This is a genomic window from Mycolicibacterium madagascariense (genome assembly GCF_010729665.1).
In the GTDB taxonomy this organism is placed as follows: domain Bacteria; phylum Actinomycetota; class Actinomycetes; order Mycobacteriales; family Mycobacteriaceae; genus Mycobacterium; species Mycobacterium madagascariense.
Window position 1 is genome coordinate 4,291,450 of the sequence record NZ_AP022610.1, and the last position, 16,866, is coordinate 4,308,315.

Here is a 16,866-nt window from a genome sequence, read left to right on the forward strand (position 1 = left end):
AGCCAGAATTGCAGTCATAGCCAGGAATGTAACCGGCCGAGCTGGAATGTGTCAATGAATGCGCCGAGCGCACGCTTGTTGGACGCATCGCCCGAGAGGGCCCGTCAACAAGCGTGCACTCGGCGCCCGCGGTTCAGGATGCCGGTGACTGCAGGTCGTACACGGTCGTGCCGCCGACGTCGGACTTGGTGAAGGTCTTCTCGACCCAGGCCGTGATGTCGGCCGCCGATCCGGTGCGATGGCCGAAGGGACCGCCACCGTGACCCGAGTCGCCCAGGAAGTACCGCACCTGGCCGCTGGCGACGTATTGCTGGAACTGCGCGAGCGTCGGGGACGGGTCGCCGCCGGTGAAGCCACCGATGGCCATCAGGGAGCTGCCGGTCTTGAGCTCGAGATCACTGACCGACATGGAGCCGATACCCGCTGCGGCCCAACGGGTGTGGGTGCCTTCGAGCAAGGCCTCCAGCTGCGGGCTGTCGTCGTGACCGAAGGGCCCGCCCTTGCCGGGGCCACCGGGGCCACCCTTGCCGGGACCGCCAGGACCGCCGGGACCGCCGGGACCGAACATGCCACCCGGCTTCTGCGGCCCGGACATCGTGCCGGGGCCGTTGTGGGCACTGGCGGCGTTGTAGATCGAGTACGACGTCGCACCACCGAGTCCGACGATCGCGGCCGCGGCGACGACGACCACGGTGGCCCTGCCGAGCCGGTGGCCGCGAAGGGCCAGCACGACGGCCACCAGGATCGAGCCGATCAGCACGACCCAGCGGATCGCGGGCCACCAGTCGGGGTTGCGATCCAGCAGCGCGAAGGCCCACACCCCGGTGGCGGCCAGCATCACGGCCAGCACCACCCGCGCCCACGGGGACTCCCGGCGGGCGACCAGCTGGGCGACGGCGATGCCGACCAGCGCGGCGACGCCGGGCGCGAGCGCCACGTTGTAGTACGGGTGCACGGTGCCCTGCATGAAGCTAAACACCGCGCCGGTGACGAGAACCCAACCGCCCCAGAGGATCAGCCCTGCGCGGACACGGTCGGTCCGCGGGGCGCGCAGCGTCAGCCACAGCCCCACCACCAATCCGATCAGCGCGGCGGGCAGCAGCCACGACGCCTCGGCGCCCATCGACGGCCCGAACAGCCGGCCGATGCCCGCTTCGCCGCCGAAGAACAGCGGCCTACCGCCACCTCCGCCGAACGGTCCCCCGCCGCCGGGGCCACCGCCCTCGTTGCCGGCAATGCGCTCGATTCCGTTGTAGCCCAATGCAAGCTGAAGCAGGCTGTTGTCCGTCGAACCGGCGATGTAGGGCCGCGAGTTGGCCGGCCACAGGCTCACCAGGGCGATGTACCAGCCAGCCGAGACGATCATCGTCGCGCCGGCGACGAGCAGTGCGCCCACCCGCTTCCACACACCGAAGGGCGCGGCGACGAGGAACGCCAGTGCGAGACCGGGCAGCGGCAGGAACGCCTGCAGCATCTTGGTGAGGAACGCGAACCCGACGACGCAGCCCGTCACCGCCATCCACACCGTCATCCGCCGTGCCGTGTCGGCCTCGATGGCGCGCACCGTGCAGTAGGCCGCCACCACGAGGAGCAGCACCAGCAGGGCGTCCGGGTTGTTGAAGCGGAACATCAGCGTCGCGACGGGCGTCACGGCCAGCACCAGACCCGCGACGAGGCCGGCCGACGGACCGCTGATGCGCTTCACCGTCAGGTAGAGCACCGCGACCGACGCGACGCCCATGAGCGCCTCCGGCAGCAGCATGGTGAACTCGGTGAAGCCAAAGAGCCTGCCGGACAACCCCATTACCCACATCGCGGCGGGCGGCTTGTCGACGGTGATGGCGTTGCCGGCGTCCAGTGAACCGAAGAACAGAGCCTTCCAGTTCTGGGTGCCCGCCTTGGCGGCCGCGGCGTAATAGTTGTTGGCCCAGCCCGAGGAGCCGAGCCCCCACAGGTAGAGCACGGCCGTGCCGGCGAGGAGCGCCCAGAACGCGGGGCGGGTCCACCGGGGATCCGCGGGCGTCGTCTCGTCGACGACGGCGTCCTTCCTGACGTGTTCGGCAGCCAGTGTCACAGTCGTATCTCTCTCGTAGACAGGGGATTTCAGCGCGCGCGGCGCGGGTGGAACACCCAGCCGCGCAGCAGGACGAAGCGGGCGGCGGTGGCGAAGAGGTTCGCCAGCACCAGCACCGACAGTTCGAGCAACCGGTGCGGCTGGTGGTCGAAGGCGTGCAGGCAGGCCAGCGAGCCACTGGTGATCGCCAGCGCGACGCAGAAGACGATCAGGCCCTCGACGTGATGGCGACCCGCCTTGGCGATGCCGACCACACCGAACGTGAAGCGCCGGTTGGCCGCCGTGTTGGCGATCGCGGTGGTCAGCAGGGCCACCAGGTTCGCGGCCTGAGCGCCGATCACGTGGTGCAGCAGCAGGAACAGCACCAGGTACGCAATGGTCGAGGCGATGCCGACGGCGGCGAAGCGCACGGCCTGGCGCAGCAGCAGCGCGTTCGGCGTGACCGAGGGCGTGGAGGGCGCCAGCTGCGCCGCGATGGTGTGGACGGGAATGGAGCCGTTGGCGAAACCGCGCAGCAGCCGTCCGACGCCCTTGAGGTCGGCGGTCGCGGTGGCCACGATGTCGACGCGGCTGTCGGGGTCGTCGACCCAGTCGACGGGAACCTCGTGGATGCGCAGCCCACTGCGCTCGGCCAGCACCAGCAGCTCGGTGTCGAAGAACCACCCGGTGTCGGACACGTGCGGCAGCAGCCGGTGGGCGACGTCGGCGCGGATGGCCTTGAACCCGCACTGAGCATCGGAGAACCGGGCCGCGAGCGTCGACTTCAGGATCAGGTTGTAGCAGCGCGAGATGAATTCACGCTTGGGCCCGCGCACGACGCGCGAATCCCGGCTCAGCCGGGTCCCGATCGACAGGTCGGAGTGACCCGAGATCAGCGGCGCGACGAGCGGCGCGAGCGCGGCCAGGTCAGTGGACAGGTCGACGTCCATGTAGGCCAGCACCATGGCGTCGGACTCCGACCACACGTGGTGCAGCGCGCGCCCGCGACCCTTCTGCTCGAGCCGTACCGTGCGGACGCCATCGAGTTCGTCGGCGAGCCTCGCGGCGATCACGGGGGTGTCGTCCACGCTGGCGTTGTCGGCGATCGTGATCCGCACCGGGTAGGGGAAGTTGTCGGCGAGATAACCGTGCAGCCGGTGCACCGATTCGGCGAGCGCGACCTGCTCGTTGTACACCGGGATCACCACGTCGAGGACGGGGACTCCGCGCTTCTGCGCCTCCACCGCGGCGTTGGGCCGCGATCCGAAGGACAGCTCCTCGGGAGCTCCGACCGTCGCATCCTGAATGTCCGTCATGTCTCCATCATCGCTTCGTTGGTTGTGGTGGCCACCAGAGTTGACTATGCGTCGGCTATGCATGTGGCTGCTCCGTCAGGTCGTAGACGACGACGCCGTCGACCTTCGTCGGGGTGTAGTGGGCCTCGACCCAGGAGTCGATGTCCGCGGCGTCGCGGCTGCCTCCGTTGCCTCGTCCCGGCATGCCGAACATCTCGTGCCCCTTGATGTAGTAGTGGATGGCGCCGTCGGCGACGTACCGCTGGAATTCAACGAGCGTCGGCGCCGGATCGGTACCGTTGAACCCGCCGAGTGCGAGAACCGGCTGGTCACTGGCCAGCTGATAGCCGGCCGCGTTGCTCGACCCGATGACCGCGGCGGCCCAGCGGTAATGGCCGGCTCCGTCGGTCAGCATGGCCGTCAGGCCGGGACCCGCGTCGGGAATGTCGAGGAAACCACCGAAGCTGGCGCCGGGACCGCCACCGCCGGGGAAGGCGAAGGAGCCGTGCGACCGCGCCGGACCCACCGTCGGGATCGCGCCGGAGTGCGGGGTGGCCGCCGTCGCGACCGTGTATGCGGCCGGTGCGCCGAGGCAGGCCGCGATGGCCAGCGCGGCCGCGGCCGTCGCGACCGGAGTCGGTAGCTTGCCGGCCACCAGCAGCAGCACCGCGGCGCCGACGCCCACCACGGCCAGCGTCGTGCCCAGCCACGGCAGCAAGTCGTCGCGCCGGGCCAGCAGCACGGCGGCCAGTATGACCGTGACGAGCACGGTGCCCGCCATCGCAACGGTGGCTCGCACGTCGAACCTGTTGCGCCACAACAGGACTGAACCAATGCCGATCGTGGCGCCGATCGCGGGGGCGAGCGCCACCGTGTAGTACTGGTGCAGGATTCCGTTGGCGTAGCTGAACACCACCGCGGTGACCAGGAGCCAACCGCCCCACAGGATCAGCCCGGCCCGCGCCGGATCGGTGCGCGGAGCCCGACGGGTGATGACCAGCCCGGCGGCGAGGCACACCACCGCGGCGGGCAGCAGCCACGCGACGTAGGTGCCCATCGAGCTGCCGAAGAGCCTGCCCCACCCGACGTCGAAGTTCATGTTGCCCAGCCCGCCGGTCTCGTCACCGGTCAGCCGGCCCAGCCCGTTGTACCCAAGGGCCAGTTCGATGATGCTGTCGTGCTGCGAACCGCCGATGTAGGGGCGCTTCGACGCGGGCCACAGCTCGACCAGCAGCAGGTACCACCCGCCGCTGACGAGCAGGGCGAGCAGCGCCCCGGCGAGCCGAAACAACCGCGCCCGCAACGGTATTGCGGCGGCCACCAGGTAGGCGATGCCGAAGGCGGGCAGCACCAGGAAGGCCTGCAGCATCTTGGCGAGGAACCCGACGCCGACCGCGGCTCCCGCGCCGGCCAGCCACCAGCGGCCGCTGTCGCGCTCGCAGGCCCGTTGCACGCAGTAGGCACCGGCGACGAGGGCGAGCACCAGCAGGGCGTCGGGGTTGTTGAAGCGGAACATCAGTGCAGCCACGGGCGTCAGCGCGAAGACGACGCCGGCGAGCAGCGCTGCCGCGGGCCCGGCCGCACGGCGCACGGCGGCATACAGCAGCGCGACGGCCGCGACCCCCTCCAGCGCCTGCGGTGCCAGCACGCTCCACGAGTTCAGCCCGAACAGCCGCACCGACAGGTCCATCACCCACAGGGCGCCGGGGGTCTTGTCGACGGTGATCCCGTTGGCCGCGTCGCTCGAGCCGAACAGCATCGCCGTCCAGTTGCTCGCGCCCGCTTGCACTGCGGCGGAATAGAATCCGTTCGCCCATCCGCTGGCGGCCAGGTTCCACAGGTACAGCACCGCGGTGGCGACGAGGAGTACGCCGACCGTCAGGCGCTCGATGCGCGTGACGGGCTGGCGGCGCTGCACGACGGGGTCGACCACGTCGTCGGCGGTGGGTGCGGGATGGGTGAGAACTGCAGTCACTCCGTCGAGTTTCGGCACGTCCGCTAGGCGGCTGGTGAGTGGTCGCTATGGGCTGACTGTGAATAACCCGGGAGGCGCACCTCGAATTCGGTGCGGCCGGGCTCGCTGCGCACGGCGATCGTCCCGTCGTGCGCCTTGACGACGGCGGCGACGATCGACAGACCGAGCCCGGTGCTCCCGCTCGGGCTCGACGCCGCGGTGGGCGCCGCCCCGCGGCGCGCCCGCGACTGGTCGCCGCGGGCGAATCGCTCGAAGACCTCGGGCAGCAGATCGGCCGGGATGCCGGGGCCGTCGTCGGCCACCGTCAGCACGGCGGTGTCACCGTCCTGGGCCAGCGACGTCGTCACCGACGTGCCCGCGGGCGTGTGAATCCTGGCGTTGGCCAACAGGTTCACCAACACCTGCTGCAACCGGGCCTCGTCGCCGAGGACCGTGACCGGCTCCTCGGGAAGGTCGAGCGCCCAGTCGTGGTCGAGCCCGGCGACGTGCGCGTCGCTGACCGCATCGACGACGAGCATTGACACGTCGACGGGCTCTTGCACCAGCGGCCGGCCCGCGTCCAACCGGGCGAGCAGCAGCATGTCCTCGACGAGGTGCGTCATGCGCACGGTCTCGGACTCGACGCGGCTCATGGCGTGGGCGACGTCGTCGGGCAGCTCGCCCCGTTTGCGTTGTGCCAGTTCGGTATAGCCGCGGATGGCGGCCAGCGGCGTGCGCAGCTCGTGGCTGGCGTCGGCGACGAACTGCCGCACGCGCGTCTCGCTCGCGTGCCGCGCGGACAGCGCGTACGCGACCCGGTCCAGCATGCGGTTGAGCGCCGTGCCGAGCCGGCCGATCTCGGTGTGCGCGGCTTCGGGATCCACTGCGACGATCCGGCTCGGCAGGTGCACCTCGCCCTTGTCGAGTTCCAGGCCGGCGACGCTGCTCGCCGCGGCGGTCACCCGCGACAGCGGCGCCAGCTGGCGCCGGATGACCAGGACGCCCGCGATGCCCGCGGCCAGGAGCGCGATGACGGCCAGGACGCAGAACATCCCGAGCACCCACAGGAGCGTGTCGTCGACCACCGCGGTCGGCAGGCCCGTGACGATCTTCTGGTCGCCGTGGCGCGCGTGCAGGGCGATGACCCGGTAGGTGCCGAGTCCGGCGAGGTCGACGGTCTGCGGGGTCCGCGTGGGAGGCACCCGCGCCAGGGCAGCAGCGGCGTCGCGGCTGATCTCCGCGCGCCCGCCGTCGGAGGTGATCACGCCCGCGTCGATCGCGCCGGACGGTGAGACGACGGCGCCGACGGTCCTCGTCGCTTGCCCCGGCGCATTCAGGAAACCCGGTCCCGGCCCGTACTCGGGGTCGAGGATGCGGCCGCGCTGCCGGGACGGGAAGTTGGGGTCGGGGTCGTGGCCCGGCGGTCCCTCCTGGGGGCGTCGGTCCACCAGGCCGGGGAACAGCACGCTGGGTGGGGGCAGGTCGAAGATCGCGGTCGACCGCTTGCCCGCCTCGACCAGCTGCTGGTCGAGCTGGCGCATGAGGAACCGCTGCAGCGCGAACTCCGTGGCGACGCCGATGCTGGCGCACACCACCGCGAGCAGCACGACCTGCGTGACGAGCAGCCTCGCCCGCAGCGACCACGTCCTCGGCGCCAGGATCCGGGAGTGCGACCCGGACGCCGCGTCGCGGACCGCCCCGCTCATCGCGGTGGCTTGAGCACGTATCCGGCGCCGCGCAACGTATGGATCATCGGTTCCCGACCGCTGTCGATCTTCTTGCGCAGGTACGACACGTACAGCTCGACGATGTTGGACCGGCCCCCGAAGTCGTAGCTCCACACGCGGTCGAGGATCTGCGCCTTGCTCAACACCCGCTTGGCGTTGCGCATCATGAACCGCAGCAGCTCGAATTCGGTCGCCGTCAGCGTGATGGGCTCCCCCGCCCGCGTCACCTCGTGGCTGTCCTCGTCGAGCACGAGGTCGCCGACGACGATCTGAGCGCCTCCGGTCTCGTCGGCCACGCCGGTGCGCCGCAGCAGCGCGCGCAGTCGCAGCACGACCTCCTCGAGGCTGAAGGGCTTGGTGACGTAGTCGTCGCCACCGGCCGTCAGCCCGGCGATGCGGTCTTCGACGGAGTCCTTCGCCGTCAGCAGCAGCAGTGGGAGACCGGGAATCTGGGCGCGCAGCTCGTGCAGCACGTCCAACCCGCTCATGTCCGGCAGCATGACGTCAAGCACGACGACGTCGGGCGGGTTCTCCTTGGCCAGCGCAATGGCCGTCTCGCCGTCACCGGCGGTCGCGATGTCCCAGCCCTCGTACCGCAGCGCCATCGACACCAGTTCGGCCAGCACCGGCTCGTCGTCCACGACCAGCACGTTGATCGGTTTGCCGTCCGAGCGGCGCATGACGAGGCGCGCGGGATCGGCGTGTTCGCGGTCGGAACCATTGGCGGTGGTCATCGCTACCATTGTCGACCGTTGCCATGGGCATTGCCTGTGCCGAATCTATGCGACGACTGTGAACTTCGATGCCATAGCCAACTCACAGCGGGCCCTCACGTTCACCGTGCACACTCGAGCCATGCAGACCTGGGACATGCGCAAGACGATCGGCGCCATCGTGGTGGCCGCCGCCGTCGCCGGGGTGGGTGGTGCCGCCATCGCCGCGGCCACCGACGCGGGACCGCACGGCATGCCCGGCGGGATGCACGGCCCGCCCGGCGGGTTCGGCGGACCCCCGCCGGCACGCCACGCCGACGCCCAGCCCGACGCGCTGCACGGCCAGTACGTGGTGTCCGACGGGCATGGCGGCTACTCGACCGTGATCTCCCAGATCGGGCAGATCACCGCCATCTCGCCGACCGGCGTGACCGCGCGCAGCCAGGACGGCTTCGTGCAGAGCTACGTCATCCACGAGGCCGGCGGCGACTCCGCCCCGCCCTTCGCCGTCAACCAGCAAGTGGTCATCGACGCCACCCTCGAGGGTCAGACCGCCACCGTGACGTCGATCCATCCGCCGCTGACGCCGGGGCACTGACTAGCCCGGCAAACCCTCTTCCTCCGGGGGCAGCGGGGCGGGTCCGGTGATCTCCGGGGCGGCCGACGACGTGGTCGGCTCGCTGGGCGCCGTGGTTTCCACCGTGGTCGCACCCGTCGTGGCCTCCTCGGTGACGGTGACGGGGCCGGGCGGCGCCGGTTCGGGCGCGGCCCAACTCGTGCTCGCGACGCCGATCCCGCCCATGGCGACGAGCGCGCCGCCGCCCACTGCCGCGGCCAGTGTGCGCACCGTTCTGCGTGTCATCGTTGGATCCCCCTCGTTCGATTCGCCCGGATGTAGCTGTGAGGTTGCTTGTAGCCACGGCGGCGCTCCATCAAACGTTGAGCTTCTTCCCAGGGTTCTTCGAGCCTGCCGGCGAGGACGTTCGCCCGCCGCCCGTTTCGCGACGTTGCGCGGTTCATCTCCTACCCTGTGCAAGTGCGGAACTTGGCGGGAGCGGCGTGACGCGTTTCTTGGCCCGTCGGGCACTCAACTACCTCGTGCTGCTCGTCCTGGCGTCGTTCCTCACGTTTGCGCTGGCGTCCCTGACGTTCAAACCGCTCGACAGCCTCGAGGGCCGCAACCCCCGTCCACCGCAGTCCGTGATCGACGCCAAGGCAGCCGAACTGAACCTCGACGAGCCGATCCTGCTCCGCTACGGCCACTGGGTGGCACACGCCGTACACGGTGACTTCGGCACCACCGTGGCGGGCCAACCGGTGTCCGACGAACTGTGGCGGCGCATCGGCATCAGTCTGCGGCTCGTCGTGATCGGGTCGGTGTTCGGCACGTTCGTCGGCGTCGTGGTGGGGGCGTGGGGCGCCGTGCGCCAGTACCGCCTGTCCGACCGGATCGTGACGGTGCTGTCGCTGCTGGTGATCAGTACGCCGACGATCGTGGTCGCCAATCTGCTGATCCTGGGCGCGCTTCCGATCAATACGGCGTTGGGGTTCAATCTGTTCGAGTACACCGGGGAGACGTCCTCGACGCCCGTGGGCGACGGCTGGGCCCAATTCGTCGACCACCTCCAGCATCTCGTCCTGCCGACGGCCACCCTGGCCCTGTTGTCGATCGCCGGGTTCAGCCGCTATCAGCGCAACGCGATGCTGGACGTGTTGGGGCAGGACTTCATTCGGACCGCCCGGGCCAAGGGACTGACGCGGCGGCAGGCGCTGATCAAGCACGGACTGCGCACCGCGCTCATACCCATGGCGACGCTATTCGCCTATGGCGTCGGCGGATTGGTGACCGGGGCCATCTTCGTGGAGAAGATCTTCGGCTGGCACGGCATGGGCGAATGGGTGGTGCAGGGCATCGCGACGCAGGACACCAACATCGTCGCCGCGATCACCGTCTTCGTCGGGACGACGATCCTGCTCTCCGGGCTCCTCTCCGACGTCGTGTACGCCGCGCTCGACCCACGGGTGAGGGTCGCGTGAGCACCGACCCAGCGACGACCCAGACGTCCTCGACCGCCCAATCGGGCGTCGCGCCAACCACGTTCGCGTCGCGCCGCACGCTGACCGTGCGCCGATTCCTGCGCAACCGGCTGGCGGTGGCGGCGCTGGCGGTGCTGGCCCTGATGTTCGTCGCCTGCTGGGCGCTGCCGGGGCTGCTGCCGTGGAAGTACACCGACCTGGACTTCCTGTCGCTGCAGCAGCCGCCGAGTGCGAGCCACCCGTTCGGCACCAACGCCCTCGGCCAGGACCTCCTCGCGCAGACCCTGCGGGGCATGCAGAAGTCGCTGCTGATCGGCGTGGGCGTCGCGTTCCTGTCCACGATCGTGGCCGCGACCGTCGGCGCCGTGGCCGGGTACTTCGGGGGCGCGCGCGACCGCGTCGCCATGTGGCTGGTCGACCTGCTGCTCGTCGTGCCCAGCTTCATCCTCATCGCGATCGTCACGCCCCGTCTCGGTCCGAACGGGCGGGTGCTGTGGCTGATCCTGCTCCTGGCGGCCTTCAGCTGGATGATCAGCGCGCGCGTCGTGCGGGGCCTCACCATGAGCCTGCGCGAACGCGAGTTCGTCACGGCCGCACGGTACATGGGGGTGTCCAACCGGCGGATCATCGTGCGTCACGTGCTGCCGAACGTGGCGTCGTTCCTCATCATCGACACCGCGCTGAACGTCGGCGCCGCGATCCTCGCCGAGACGGGCCTGTCGTTCCTCGGGTTCGGCATCCAGCCGCCGGACGTCTCGCTGGGCACGCTGATCGCCGACGGCACCCCCTCGGTGACGACCTTCCCCTGGGTGTTCCTGTTCCCCGCCGTCGTGGTGGTGCTGATCGTGGTGTGCGCCAACGTGATCGGCGACGGGCTGCGAGATGCCATCGATCCCGCCGCGAAACCGCGACGAAGGCGCCGCAGGTGACCGAACTGCTCCAGGTGAGAGACCTCCGGGTGGGCTTCACCACCGACGCCGAGGACGTCGCCGCCGTCCGCGGCATGACCTTCGACGTGCAGCCCCGCGAGGTCGTGGCGCTGGTGGGCGAATCCGGGGCGGGCAAGTCGGCGACGGCCATGGCGGTCGCCGGTCTGCTACCGGCCTACGCCGAGGTGTCGGGATCGGTACGGCTGCACGGCGACGAGCTCATCGGCCTCGACGACCAGCGGATGTCGCGCATCCGCGGCCGCGACATCGGCACGGTGTTCCAGGATCCGATGTCCGCACTCACCCCCGTGTACACGGTGGGCGACCAGATCGCCGAGGCGCTGCGCGTCCACCAGCGCGACCTGAGCCGCGGCGCCGCGCGGACGCGTGCGGTCGAACTGCTTGAGCTGGTCGGTATTTCGCAACCGGACCGGCGCGCGAAGTCCTTTCCGCACGAACTGTCCGGGGGCGAGCGCCAACGCGTGGTGATCGCGATCGCGATCGCCAACGATCCGGACCTGCTCATCTGCGACGAGCCGACGACCGCGCTCGACGTCACGGTGCAGGCGCAGATCCTCGACGTGCTGCGCACCGCGCGCGACGTCACGGGCGCGGGCGTGCTCATCATCACCCACGACCTCGGCGTGGTGTCCGAGTTCGCCGACCGGGCGCTGGTCATGTACGCCGGCCGTACCGTCGAGGCGGCGCCGGTGGCCGAACTGACCCGCAGCCGCGTGATGCCCTACACCGTGGGACTACTCGGCTCGGTGCCGCGGCTGGACGCCGCCCAGGGCTCGCGTCTAGTCCCCATTCCCGGCGCCCCGCCGTCGATGGCGGCACTACCCCCCGGGTGCCCGTTCGCCCCGCGCTGCCCGCTGGCCATCGACGACTGCCACTCTGCCGAACCGGATCTGGAGACGGTGGCACCGGGTCACACCGCCGCGTGCATCCGCACCGCCGACGTCGCGGGACGCTCAGCCCCCGAGGTGTACGGCGTGTCGACCGCACCCGTGGACGCCGCGCCGGACCCCGACGCGCCCGTCGTGCTGCGGGTGGTCGACCTCGTCAGGACCTTCCCGCTCACCAAGGGTGCGGTGCTGCGACGCAAGATCGGCGAGGTGCGGGCCGTCGACGGCGTCAGTTTCGACCTGCGCCGCGGTCAGACGCTGGGCATCGTCGGCGAATCCGGCTCCGGCAAGTCCACCACGCTGCACGAGGTCCTGGAACTGGCTGCGCCGCAAGGCGGTTCGATCGAGGTCCTCGGTCACGACGTCGCGACCCTCGACCGCCGGTCGCGGCGCGCGCTCCGCGGGGATCTGCAGGTCGTCTTCCAGGATCCCGTCGCGTCCCTGGATCCCCGGTTGCCGGTGTTCGACGCGCTGGCGGAACCGTTGAGCGCCAACGGCTTCGACAAGCGTCACGTCGACGAACGGGTGGCCGAACTGCTGAGCATCGTCGGGCTGCGCCGCGAGGATGCCGGCCGATTCCCCGCCGAGTTCTCCGGCGGCCAGAAACAGCGCATCGGCATCGCCAGGGCGCTGGCGCTGCAGCCCAAGATCCTGGCGCTCGACGAGCCGGTGTCGGCCCTGGACGTGTCGATCCAGGCCGGCATCATCAACCTGCTGCTGGACCTGCAGGACCGATTCGGACTGTCCTACCTGTTCGTCTCGCACGATCTGTCGGTGGTCAAGCACCTCGCCGACCACCTGGTCGTGATGCACCGGGGCATCGTGGTCGAGGCAGGCGCCGCCGACGACGTCTTCGCCCACCCCAAGCACGACTACACCCGTCAATTGCTGGCCGCCGTGCCACAGCCGTGAAAGGTCGACGTTCCATGGAGTTCCGCCGTCTCACCTGCGCCCTACTCGTTGCCGGACTCGTGCTGACCGCGTGCTCCGGCGGTAGTCAGCAGGTCCCGTCCGCGGGCGGCAACGCCCAGCTCGGCAGCACCAGCGACATGAATCCGCAGGATCCGGCGACCCTGCGCCAGGGTGGGACGCTGCGGTTGGCGATGGCCGGCTTTCCGCAGAACTTCAACGTGCTCAACATCGATGGCAACGACGGTGACTCCGTCTTCCCCCTCATGCGCCCGACGATGCCGCGCGCGTTCGTCATCGCGCCCGACGGCTCGACGACGGTCAACCACGACTACTTCACCGACGTCACGCTCACGAGCACCTCCCCCCAGGTGGTGACCTACACGATCAATCCGAAGGCCACCTGGAGTGACGGCACCCCGATGACGTGGGAGGACATCGCGTCGGAGGTCAACGCGACGAAGGGCGTCGACAAGGCCTTCCTCATCGCCGGGCCGAACGGCAGCGACCGGGTCGCGTCGGTGACCAGGGGCGTCGACGACCGGCAGGCGGTCATGACGTTCGCCAAGCCGTACGCGGAGTGGAAGGGCATGTTCGCGGGCAACGGATTCCTGCTGCCCAAGTCGATGACCGCCACGCCGGATGCCTTCAACAAGGGCTTCCTCAACGGCCCCGGCCCGTCGGCGGGCCCGTTCCTGGTCTCGAACATCGATCGCGGCGCACAACGAATCACGTTGAGCCGCAACCCGAAGTGGTGGGGCACCCCGCCGCTGCTGGACGGCATGGTGTTCTCGGTGCTCGACGACTCCGCCCGCATCCCCGCACTGCAGAACAACGCCATCGACGCCAGCGGCATCGCCAGCCTCGACGAGCTGACGATCGTGCGGCGCACGCCCGGCCTCGTCGTCAGACGCGCGCCGAGCCCGCAGTGGTACCACTTCACCTTCAACGGCGCGCCCGGTGCGATCCTCGCCGACCCCGCCCTGCGCAACGCCATCAGCAAGGGCATCGACCGCCAAACCATCGCCAACGTGACCCAGCGTGGCCTCGTCGACCAGCCGGCGCCGCTGAACAATCACATCTACGTCGCGGGACAGAAGGGCTACCAGGACAACAGCGCATCGGCGGCCTATGACCCCGACGCCGCCAAGAAGGAGCTCGACGACCTCGGTTGGAAGATGAACGGCCAGTTCCGCGAGAAGGACGGTAGGCAACTCGTCCTGCGGGACGTCTTCTACGACGCTCAGACCACGCGTCAGGTGGGCCAGATCGCGCAGAGCAGCCTGGCACAGATCGGGGTCAAGCTCGACCTGCAGGCCAAGGGCGGCACGGGATTCTTCACGCAGTACATCACCGTCGGGAACTTCGACATCGCCCAGTTCTCCTGGGGTGGCGACGCATTCCCGCTCTCGGGTCTCACCCAGATCTATCTGTCCAACGGAGACAGCAACTTCGGCAAGATCGGCAGTCCGGCGATCGACGCCAAGATCGAGCAGACGCTGGAGGAACTCGACCCCGGCAAGGCCAGCGCGCTGGCCAACGAACTCGACACGATGATCTGGGCCGAGGGCTTCAGCCTGCCGCTGTTCCAGACCCCGGGGAACGTGGCCGTCAGGTCGAACCTCGCGAACTTCGGCGCCCCCGGCCTTGGCGACGTGAACTACAGCACGATCGGCTTCACGAAGTAGCGGAGCCGGGCGCCGTGACGTGTCGGACCACCCGCCGCACCGCCGACGGCACCACCGACTCCGCGGCGCCCGCGGCGGCGATCGCCTTCGTCACCAAGCGAACGCCCAGCGGGCTCGGCGTGGCATCGAGATCCGTTGTGCGACTGGGCAATTCATCGATGGCGCCGGCGTAGACCGCCGCCGCGACGTCCAGGGCCGCACGCTCCCTGGTGTCGAGGATGCCGTGTCCGGCGGTCGGCAGGTCCACCAGCACCGCGTCGGGGATGAGGTCGACGATGCGGTGGGCCACCGCGCGCGGCGTGGTCAGGTCACGCCCGCCCGACACCACCGCGGTCGGCCAGGAGAACCGTGGCATCGCCGCGACCAGATCGAAGGGTTCGGCGATGAACTCGACCTCGCCCCTGGCCGCCTGCCGATACGCCACGGCGGGGTCGAGGGGCAGACCGTCGGGCACGGCCCCGTAGTTCAGTTCGCGGTAGCCGATGCGGCCGACCAGATCGGGCTCGTTGTGGAACGGCGTCGAGCGTTCGAAGAACATCCTGGCGCCGAATCCGACTGCGCCCCACACCCAGTCGTGACCGTGGCAGAGCAGATCGAGCTGGCGGCCGAGCAGTTCCGGCCCGCCGAGTCCGTACATCGCCGCCGCGCGGCTCGCCCCCGCCGCGTCGAGCACGCCGTGCTCGACGAGGTCGCGGATCTTCGCGGCCAGGTCGACGGTCTCCCCGTCACCGTCCCACAGCGCGCGTCGGACGGCGGTCCGCATCGCGTCGATGTCGTCGGCGCACAGCAGTGGGGAGTCCAGGACCATAGCGTGCACCAGGTCGGGGCGGCGCACGCCGAGGCCCGCCGTCAGATAGGTGCCGTACGACGTGCCGTACAGCACCGCCGAGGCGACGCCCGCGTCGTCGAGGACCGCGGCGAGGTCGTCGACCACGGCGCCGATGGTCAACGCCTCCGGGGGCAGATCGGCGCCGTCGTCGTCGTGCCGCGACAGTCCCACGCCCCGGTGTTCGACCATGATGACGTCCCGCCCGTCGGCTACCGCCCGCTTGCGCAGGCCGCGGTAGAGCGCGATCGAGGCCGCTCCCGGGCCGCCGGGGACGATCACCAGCGGATGCTCCGACGGCTCCCCCGCGCGGACGTAGAACAGGTCGAACCGCTCGGACCGGTCCGCCACGACGGGTCGGCGCACCGATCGGACGCCCGGCAGCGCGGCGAGCCTGTCGTGGACCCGTCGACGGTCGGCGGTCATGGTCATCGGATCCATTGTGCCCTCGTTCGCTGACTCTTAGGTTCGGGCTGAGTCAAAGCAGTGTCTCCGGGGGGCGCGGTCCGTAGAAACGGTGCCATGACGACCGTCGAGAACGAGAGCCGCATCCTGCCCGGGTCACCGCAGTGGGACGACCTGCTGACCCGCATCGCTGCCGGCGCCAAGGACCGAGACCGCAACGACGAGAACCCCTTCGACGAAGTGGCCGCGCTCAAGCGGGCCGGTTTCGGCACCCTGCGGCTGCCGCCCGAACTGGGTGGCGCGGGATTGACCGTGCCGCAACTGTTCTCGGCCGTCATCGACGTGGCTCGGGCGGATCCCATTGTGGCGCACATCTTCCGGACGCACTTCTGGTTCACCGAGGAGCGGTTGCGGACCTTCGGCGGGCAGGAGCGTAGCGACCGGGGATTCGGGTCGGGCGGGCAGGGGGTCGGGGACGATTCGGTGGCTGGACGATGGCTGCGAAAGGTCGCCGACGGCGAGCTCTTCGGCAACGCGTTCAGCGAGAAGGGTGCCAACGCCGTCGGCAGCCTGGTGTTCAACACCCGGTTGCTCCCCGACGCGAGCGGGGGATACCGCCTCAACGGGGAGAAGTTCTACAGCACCGGAACGCTGTTCTCCGACTACCTCACGGTGACCGCCACCACCGACCACGACTCCGTCGCCACCGTGGTGGTGCCCGCGGACCGCGCCGGGGTGACGCTCGTCGACGACTGGGACGGGTTCGGCCAGCGCCGCACCGGCACGGGGACCACGACATTCGACGACGTCGCGGTCGCGCCCGACGAGATCCTGGTCGACGCGCCCTACGACGCCGACCCGGTGCCGACGGTGCAGTTCGCCTCGCTGCAGCTCTACATCCACGCGGTGGTCGCGGGCGTACTGGCCGGCATCGTCGACGATGGCGTGGCGCTGCTGCGCTCGCGCGACCGCAGCTTCAGTCACGCGCCCACCGAACGCCCCACCGACGATCCGCTCCTGCAGCGGCTGCTCGGTGAGCTCGCCAGTACGGCGTACGTCGCGAAGGCGGCAGTGCTCGATGCCGCACGGGCGATCGGCGACGCCACCGACTCGGCCGCATCGTCGGCCGACCACAACCCCGATGCGCGGCTGGCCGAGGCGGCTCAGCTGAAGGTGGCCAAGGTCAAGGTGCACCTGGACGCCATCGCGCCGGAGGCCGCGACCCGGCTGTTGGAGCTCGGCGGCGCCAGTGCGGCGAGTCGGCAGAAGGGCCTGGACCGGCACTGGCGCAACATTCGCACCATCACGCTGCACAACCCGGTGGCCTACAAGGCGGTCGCGATCGGCAAGAACCTGCTGCACGACACTCCCGTCCCCTCCAACGCCTACTTCTGAGCGATTCGTGTCGTTTGGGGAGTGGTG

General features: G+C 70.0%; 13 protein-coding genes. 6 read left to right on the forward strand and 7 right to left on the reverse strand.

Going from position 1 to position 16,866, the window contains the following annotated elements; all coding sequences use genetic code 11:
• Positions 1-133: 133 nt before the first annotated feature.
• The 5 genes from G6N60_RS20260 to G6N60_RS20280 form a co-directional block, all read right to left on the reverse strand.
• A complete protein-coding gene (locus G6N60_RS20260) occupies positions 134-2,068 on the reverse strand; it encodes a glycosyltransferase family 39 protein (RefSeq protein ID WP_163744268.1) in 1,935 nt (644 codons plus the stop codon).
• 35 nt (positions 2,069-2,103) lie between these two features.
• Positions 2,104-3,369 carry a bifunctional glycosyltransferase family 2/GtrA family protein gene (locus tag G6N60_RS20265; RefSeq protein WP_163740616.1) on the reverse strand — a complete coding sequence of 422 codons (1,266 nt, stop codon included), beginning with the start codon at positions 3,367-3,369 and terminating at the stop codon, positions 2,104-2,106.
• 55 nt (positions 3,370-3,424) lie between these two features.
• Positions 3,425-5,281 carry a glycosyltransferase family 39 protein gene (locus tag G6N60_RS20270; RefSeq protein ID WP_163744270.1) on the reverse strand — a complete coding sequence of 619 codons (1,857 nt, stop codon included), beginning with the start codon at positions 5,279-5,281 and terminating at the stop codon, positions 3,425-3,427.
• 65 nt (positions 5,282-5,346) lie between these two features.
• A complete protein-coding gene (locus G6N60_RS20275; protein WP_163740619.1) occupies positions 5,347-7,008 on the reverse strand; it encodes a sensor histidine kinase in 1,662 nt (553 codons plus the stop codon).
• On the reverse strand, positions 7,005-7,709 hold the full coding sequence (locus G6N60_RS20280) for a response regulator transcription factor (protein WP_170312600.1): 705 nt from the start codon (positions 7,707-7,709) through the stop codon (positions 7,005-7,007). Before G6N60_RS20280 ends, G6N60_RS20275 begins: the two co-directional genes overlap by 4 nt.
• A 175-nt stretch (positions 7,710-7,884) precedes the next feature.
• On the opposite strand from G6N60_RS20280, the gene G6N60_RS20285 reads away from it, so the two are divergent.
• Positions 7,885-8,340: a hypothetical protein gene (locus G6N60_RS20285; protein WP_197746956.1), complete on the forward strand. Its 456-nt coding sequence runs from the start codon at positions 7,885-7,887 to the stop codon at positions 8,338-8,340.
• Here the strand turns inward: G6N60_RS20285 and G6N60_RS20290 are convergent, their stop codons facing one another.
• The gene (locus G6N60_RS20290) at positions 8,341-8,604 is read right to left on the reverse strand and encodes a hypothetical protein (protein WP_163740623.1); all 264 of its coding nucleotides are present in this window, start codon (positions 8,602-8,604) and stop codon (positions 8,341-8,343) included.
• A 197-nt stretch (positions 8,605-8,801) separates the two neighbouring features.
• Between G6N60_RS20290 and G6N60_RS20295 the strand changes: the two genes are divergently transcribed.
• The 4 genes from G6N60_RS20295 to G6N60_RS20310 are packed head-to-tail and all read left to right on the forward strand — an operon-like array spanning position 8,802 to position 14,213.
• Positions 8,802-9,779 carry an oligopeptide ABC transporter permease OppB gene (locus G6N60_RS20295; protein WP_163740625.1) on the forward strand — a complete coding sequence of 326 codons (978 nt, stop codon included), beginning with the start codon at positions 8,802-8,804 and terminating at the stop codon, positions 9,777-9,779.
• Positions 9,776-10,708: an oligopeptide ABC transporter permease OppC gene (locus G6N60_RS20300; RefSeq protein ID WP_163740627.1), complete on the forward strand. Its 933-nt coding sequence runs from the start codon at positions 9,776-9,778 to the stop codon at positions 10,706-10,708. The genes G6N60_RS20295 and G6N60_RS20300 overlap by 4 nt, the downstream gene beginning before the upstream one ends.
• Complete coding sequence (locus tag G6N60_RS20305; protein ID WP_163740629.1) at positions 10,705-12,528, forward strand: oligopeptide ABC transporter ATP-binding protein OppD; 1,824 nt, start codon at positions 10,705-10,707, stop codon at positions 12,526-12,528. The genes G6N60_RS20300 and G6N60_RS20305 overlap by 4 nt, the downstream gene beginning before the upstream one ends.
• A gap of 14 nt (positions 12,529-12,542) precedes the next feature.
• A complete protein-coding gene (locus G6N60_RS20310; protein WP_163740631.1) occupies positions 12,543-14,213 on the forward strand; it encodes an oligopeptide ABC transporter substrate-binding protein OppA in 1,671 nt (556 codons plus the stop codon).
• Here G6N60_RS20310 and G6N60_RS20315 read toward each other — a convergent pair.
• Positions 14,203-15,471: an alpha/beta hydrolase gene (locus G6N60_RS20315; RefSeq protein ID WP_163740633.1), complete on the reverse strand. Its 1,269-nt coding sequence runs from the start codon at positions 15,469-15,471 to the stop codon at positions 14,203-14,205. The two genes, G6N60_RS20310 and G6N60_RS20315, sit on opposite strands and share 11 nt — an antisense overlap.
• 90 nt (positions 15,472-15,561) lie before the next feature.
• On the opposite strand from G6N60_RS20315, the gene G6N60_RS20320 reads away from it, so the two are divergent.
• Positions 15,562-16,839, forward strand: coding sequence for an acyl-CoA dehydrogenase family protein (locus G6N60_RS20320; protein ID WP_163740635.1), 1,278 nt, complete (start codon positions 15,562-15,564; stop codon positions 16,837-16,839).
• Positions 16,840-16,866: the final 27 nt, after the last annotated feature.

What these genes read in the sequence shown, in the direction of transcription:
- G6N60_RS20265 (WP_163740616.1), bottom strand. Translation starts at nt 3,369, where the DNA reads ATGACGGACATTCAGGATGCGACGGTCGGAGCTCCCGAGGAGCTGTCC.
- G6N60_RS20275 (WP_163740619.1), bottom strand. Translation starts at nt 7,008, where the DNA reads ATGAGCGGGGCGGTCCGCGACGCGGCGTCCGGGTCGCACTCCCGGATC.
- G6N60_RS20280 (WP_170312600.1), bottom strand. Translation starts at nt 7,709, where the DNA reads ATGCGCCGCTCGGACGGCAAACCGATCAACGTGCTGGTCGTGGACGAC.
- G6N60_RS20285 (WP_197746956.1), top strand. Translation starts at nt 7,885, where the DNA reads ATGCAGACCTGGGACATGCGCAAGACGATCGGCGCCATCGTGGTGGCC.
- G6N60_RS20290 (WP_163740623.1), bottom strand. Translation starts at nt 8,604, where the DNA reads ATGACACGCAGAACGGTGCGCACACTGGCCGCGGCAGTGGGCGGCGGC.
- G6N60_RS20310 (WP_163740631.1), top strand. Translation starts at nt 12,543, where the DNA reads ATGGAGTTCCGCCGTCTCACCTGCGCCCTACTCGTTGCCGGACTCGTG.
- G6N60_RS20315 (WP_163740633.1), bottom strand. Translation starts at nt 15,471, where the DNA reads ATGACCATGACCGCCGACCGTCGACGGGTCCACGACAGGCTCGCCGCG.
- G6N60_RS20320 (WP_163740635.1), top strand. Translation starts at nt 15,562, where the DNA reads ATGACGACCGTCGAGAACGAGAGCCGCATCCTGCCCGGGTCACCGCAG.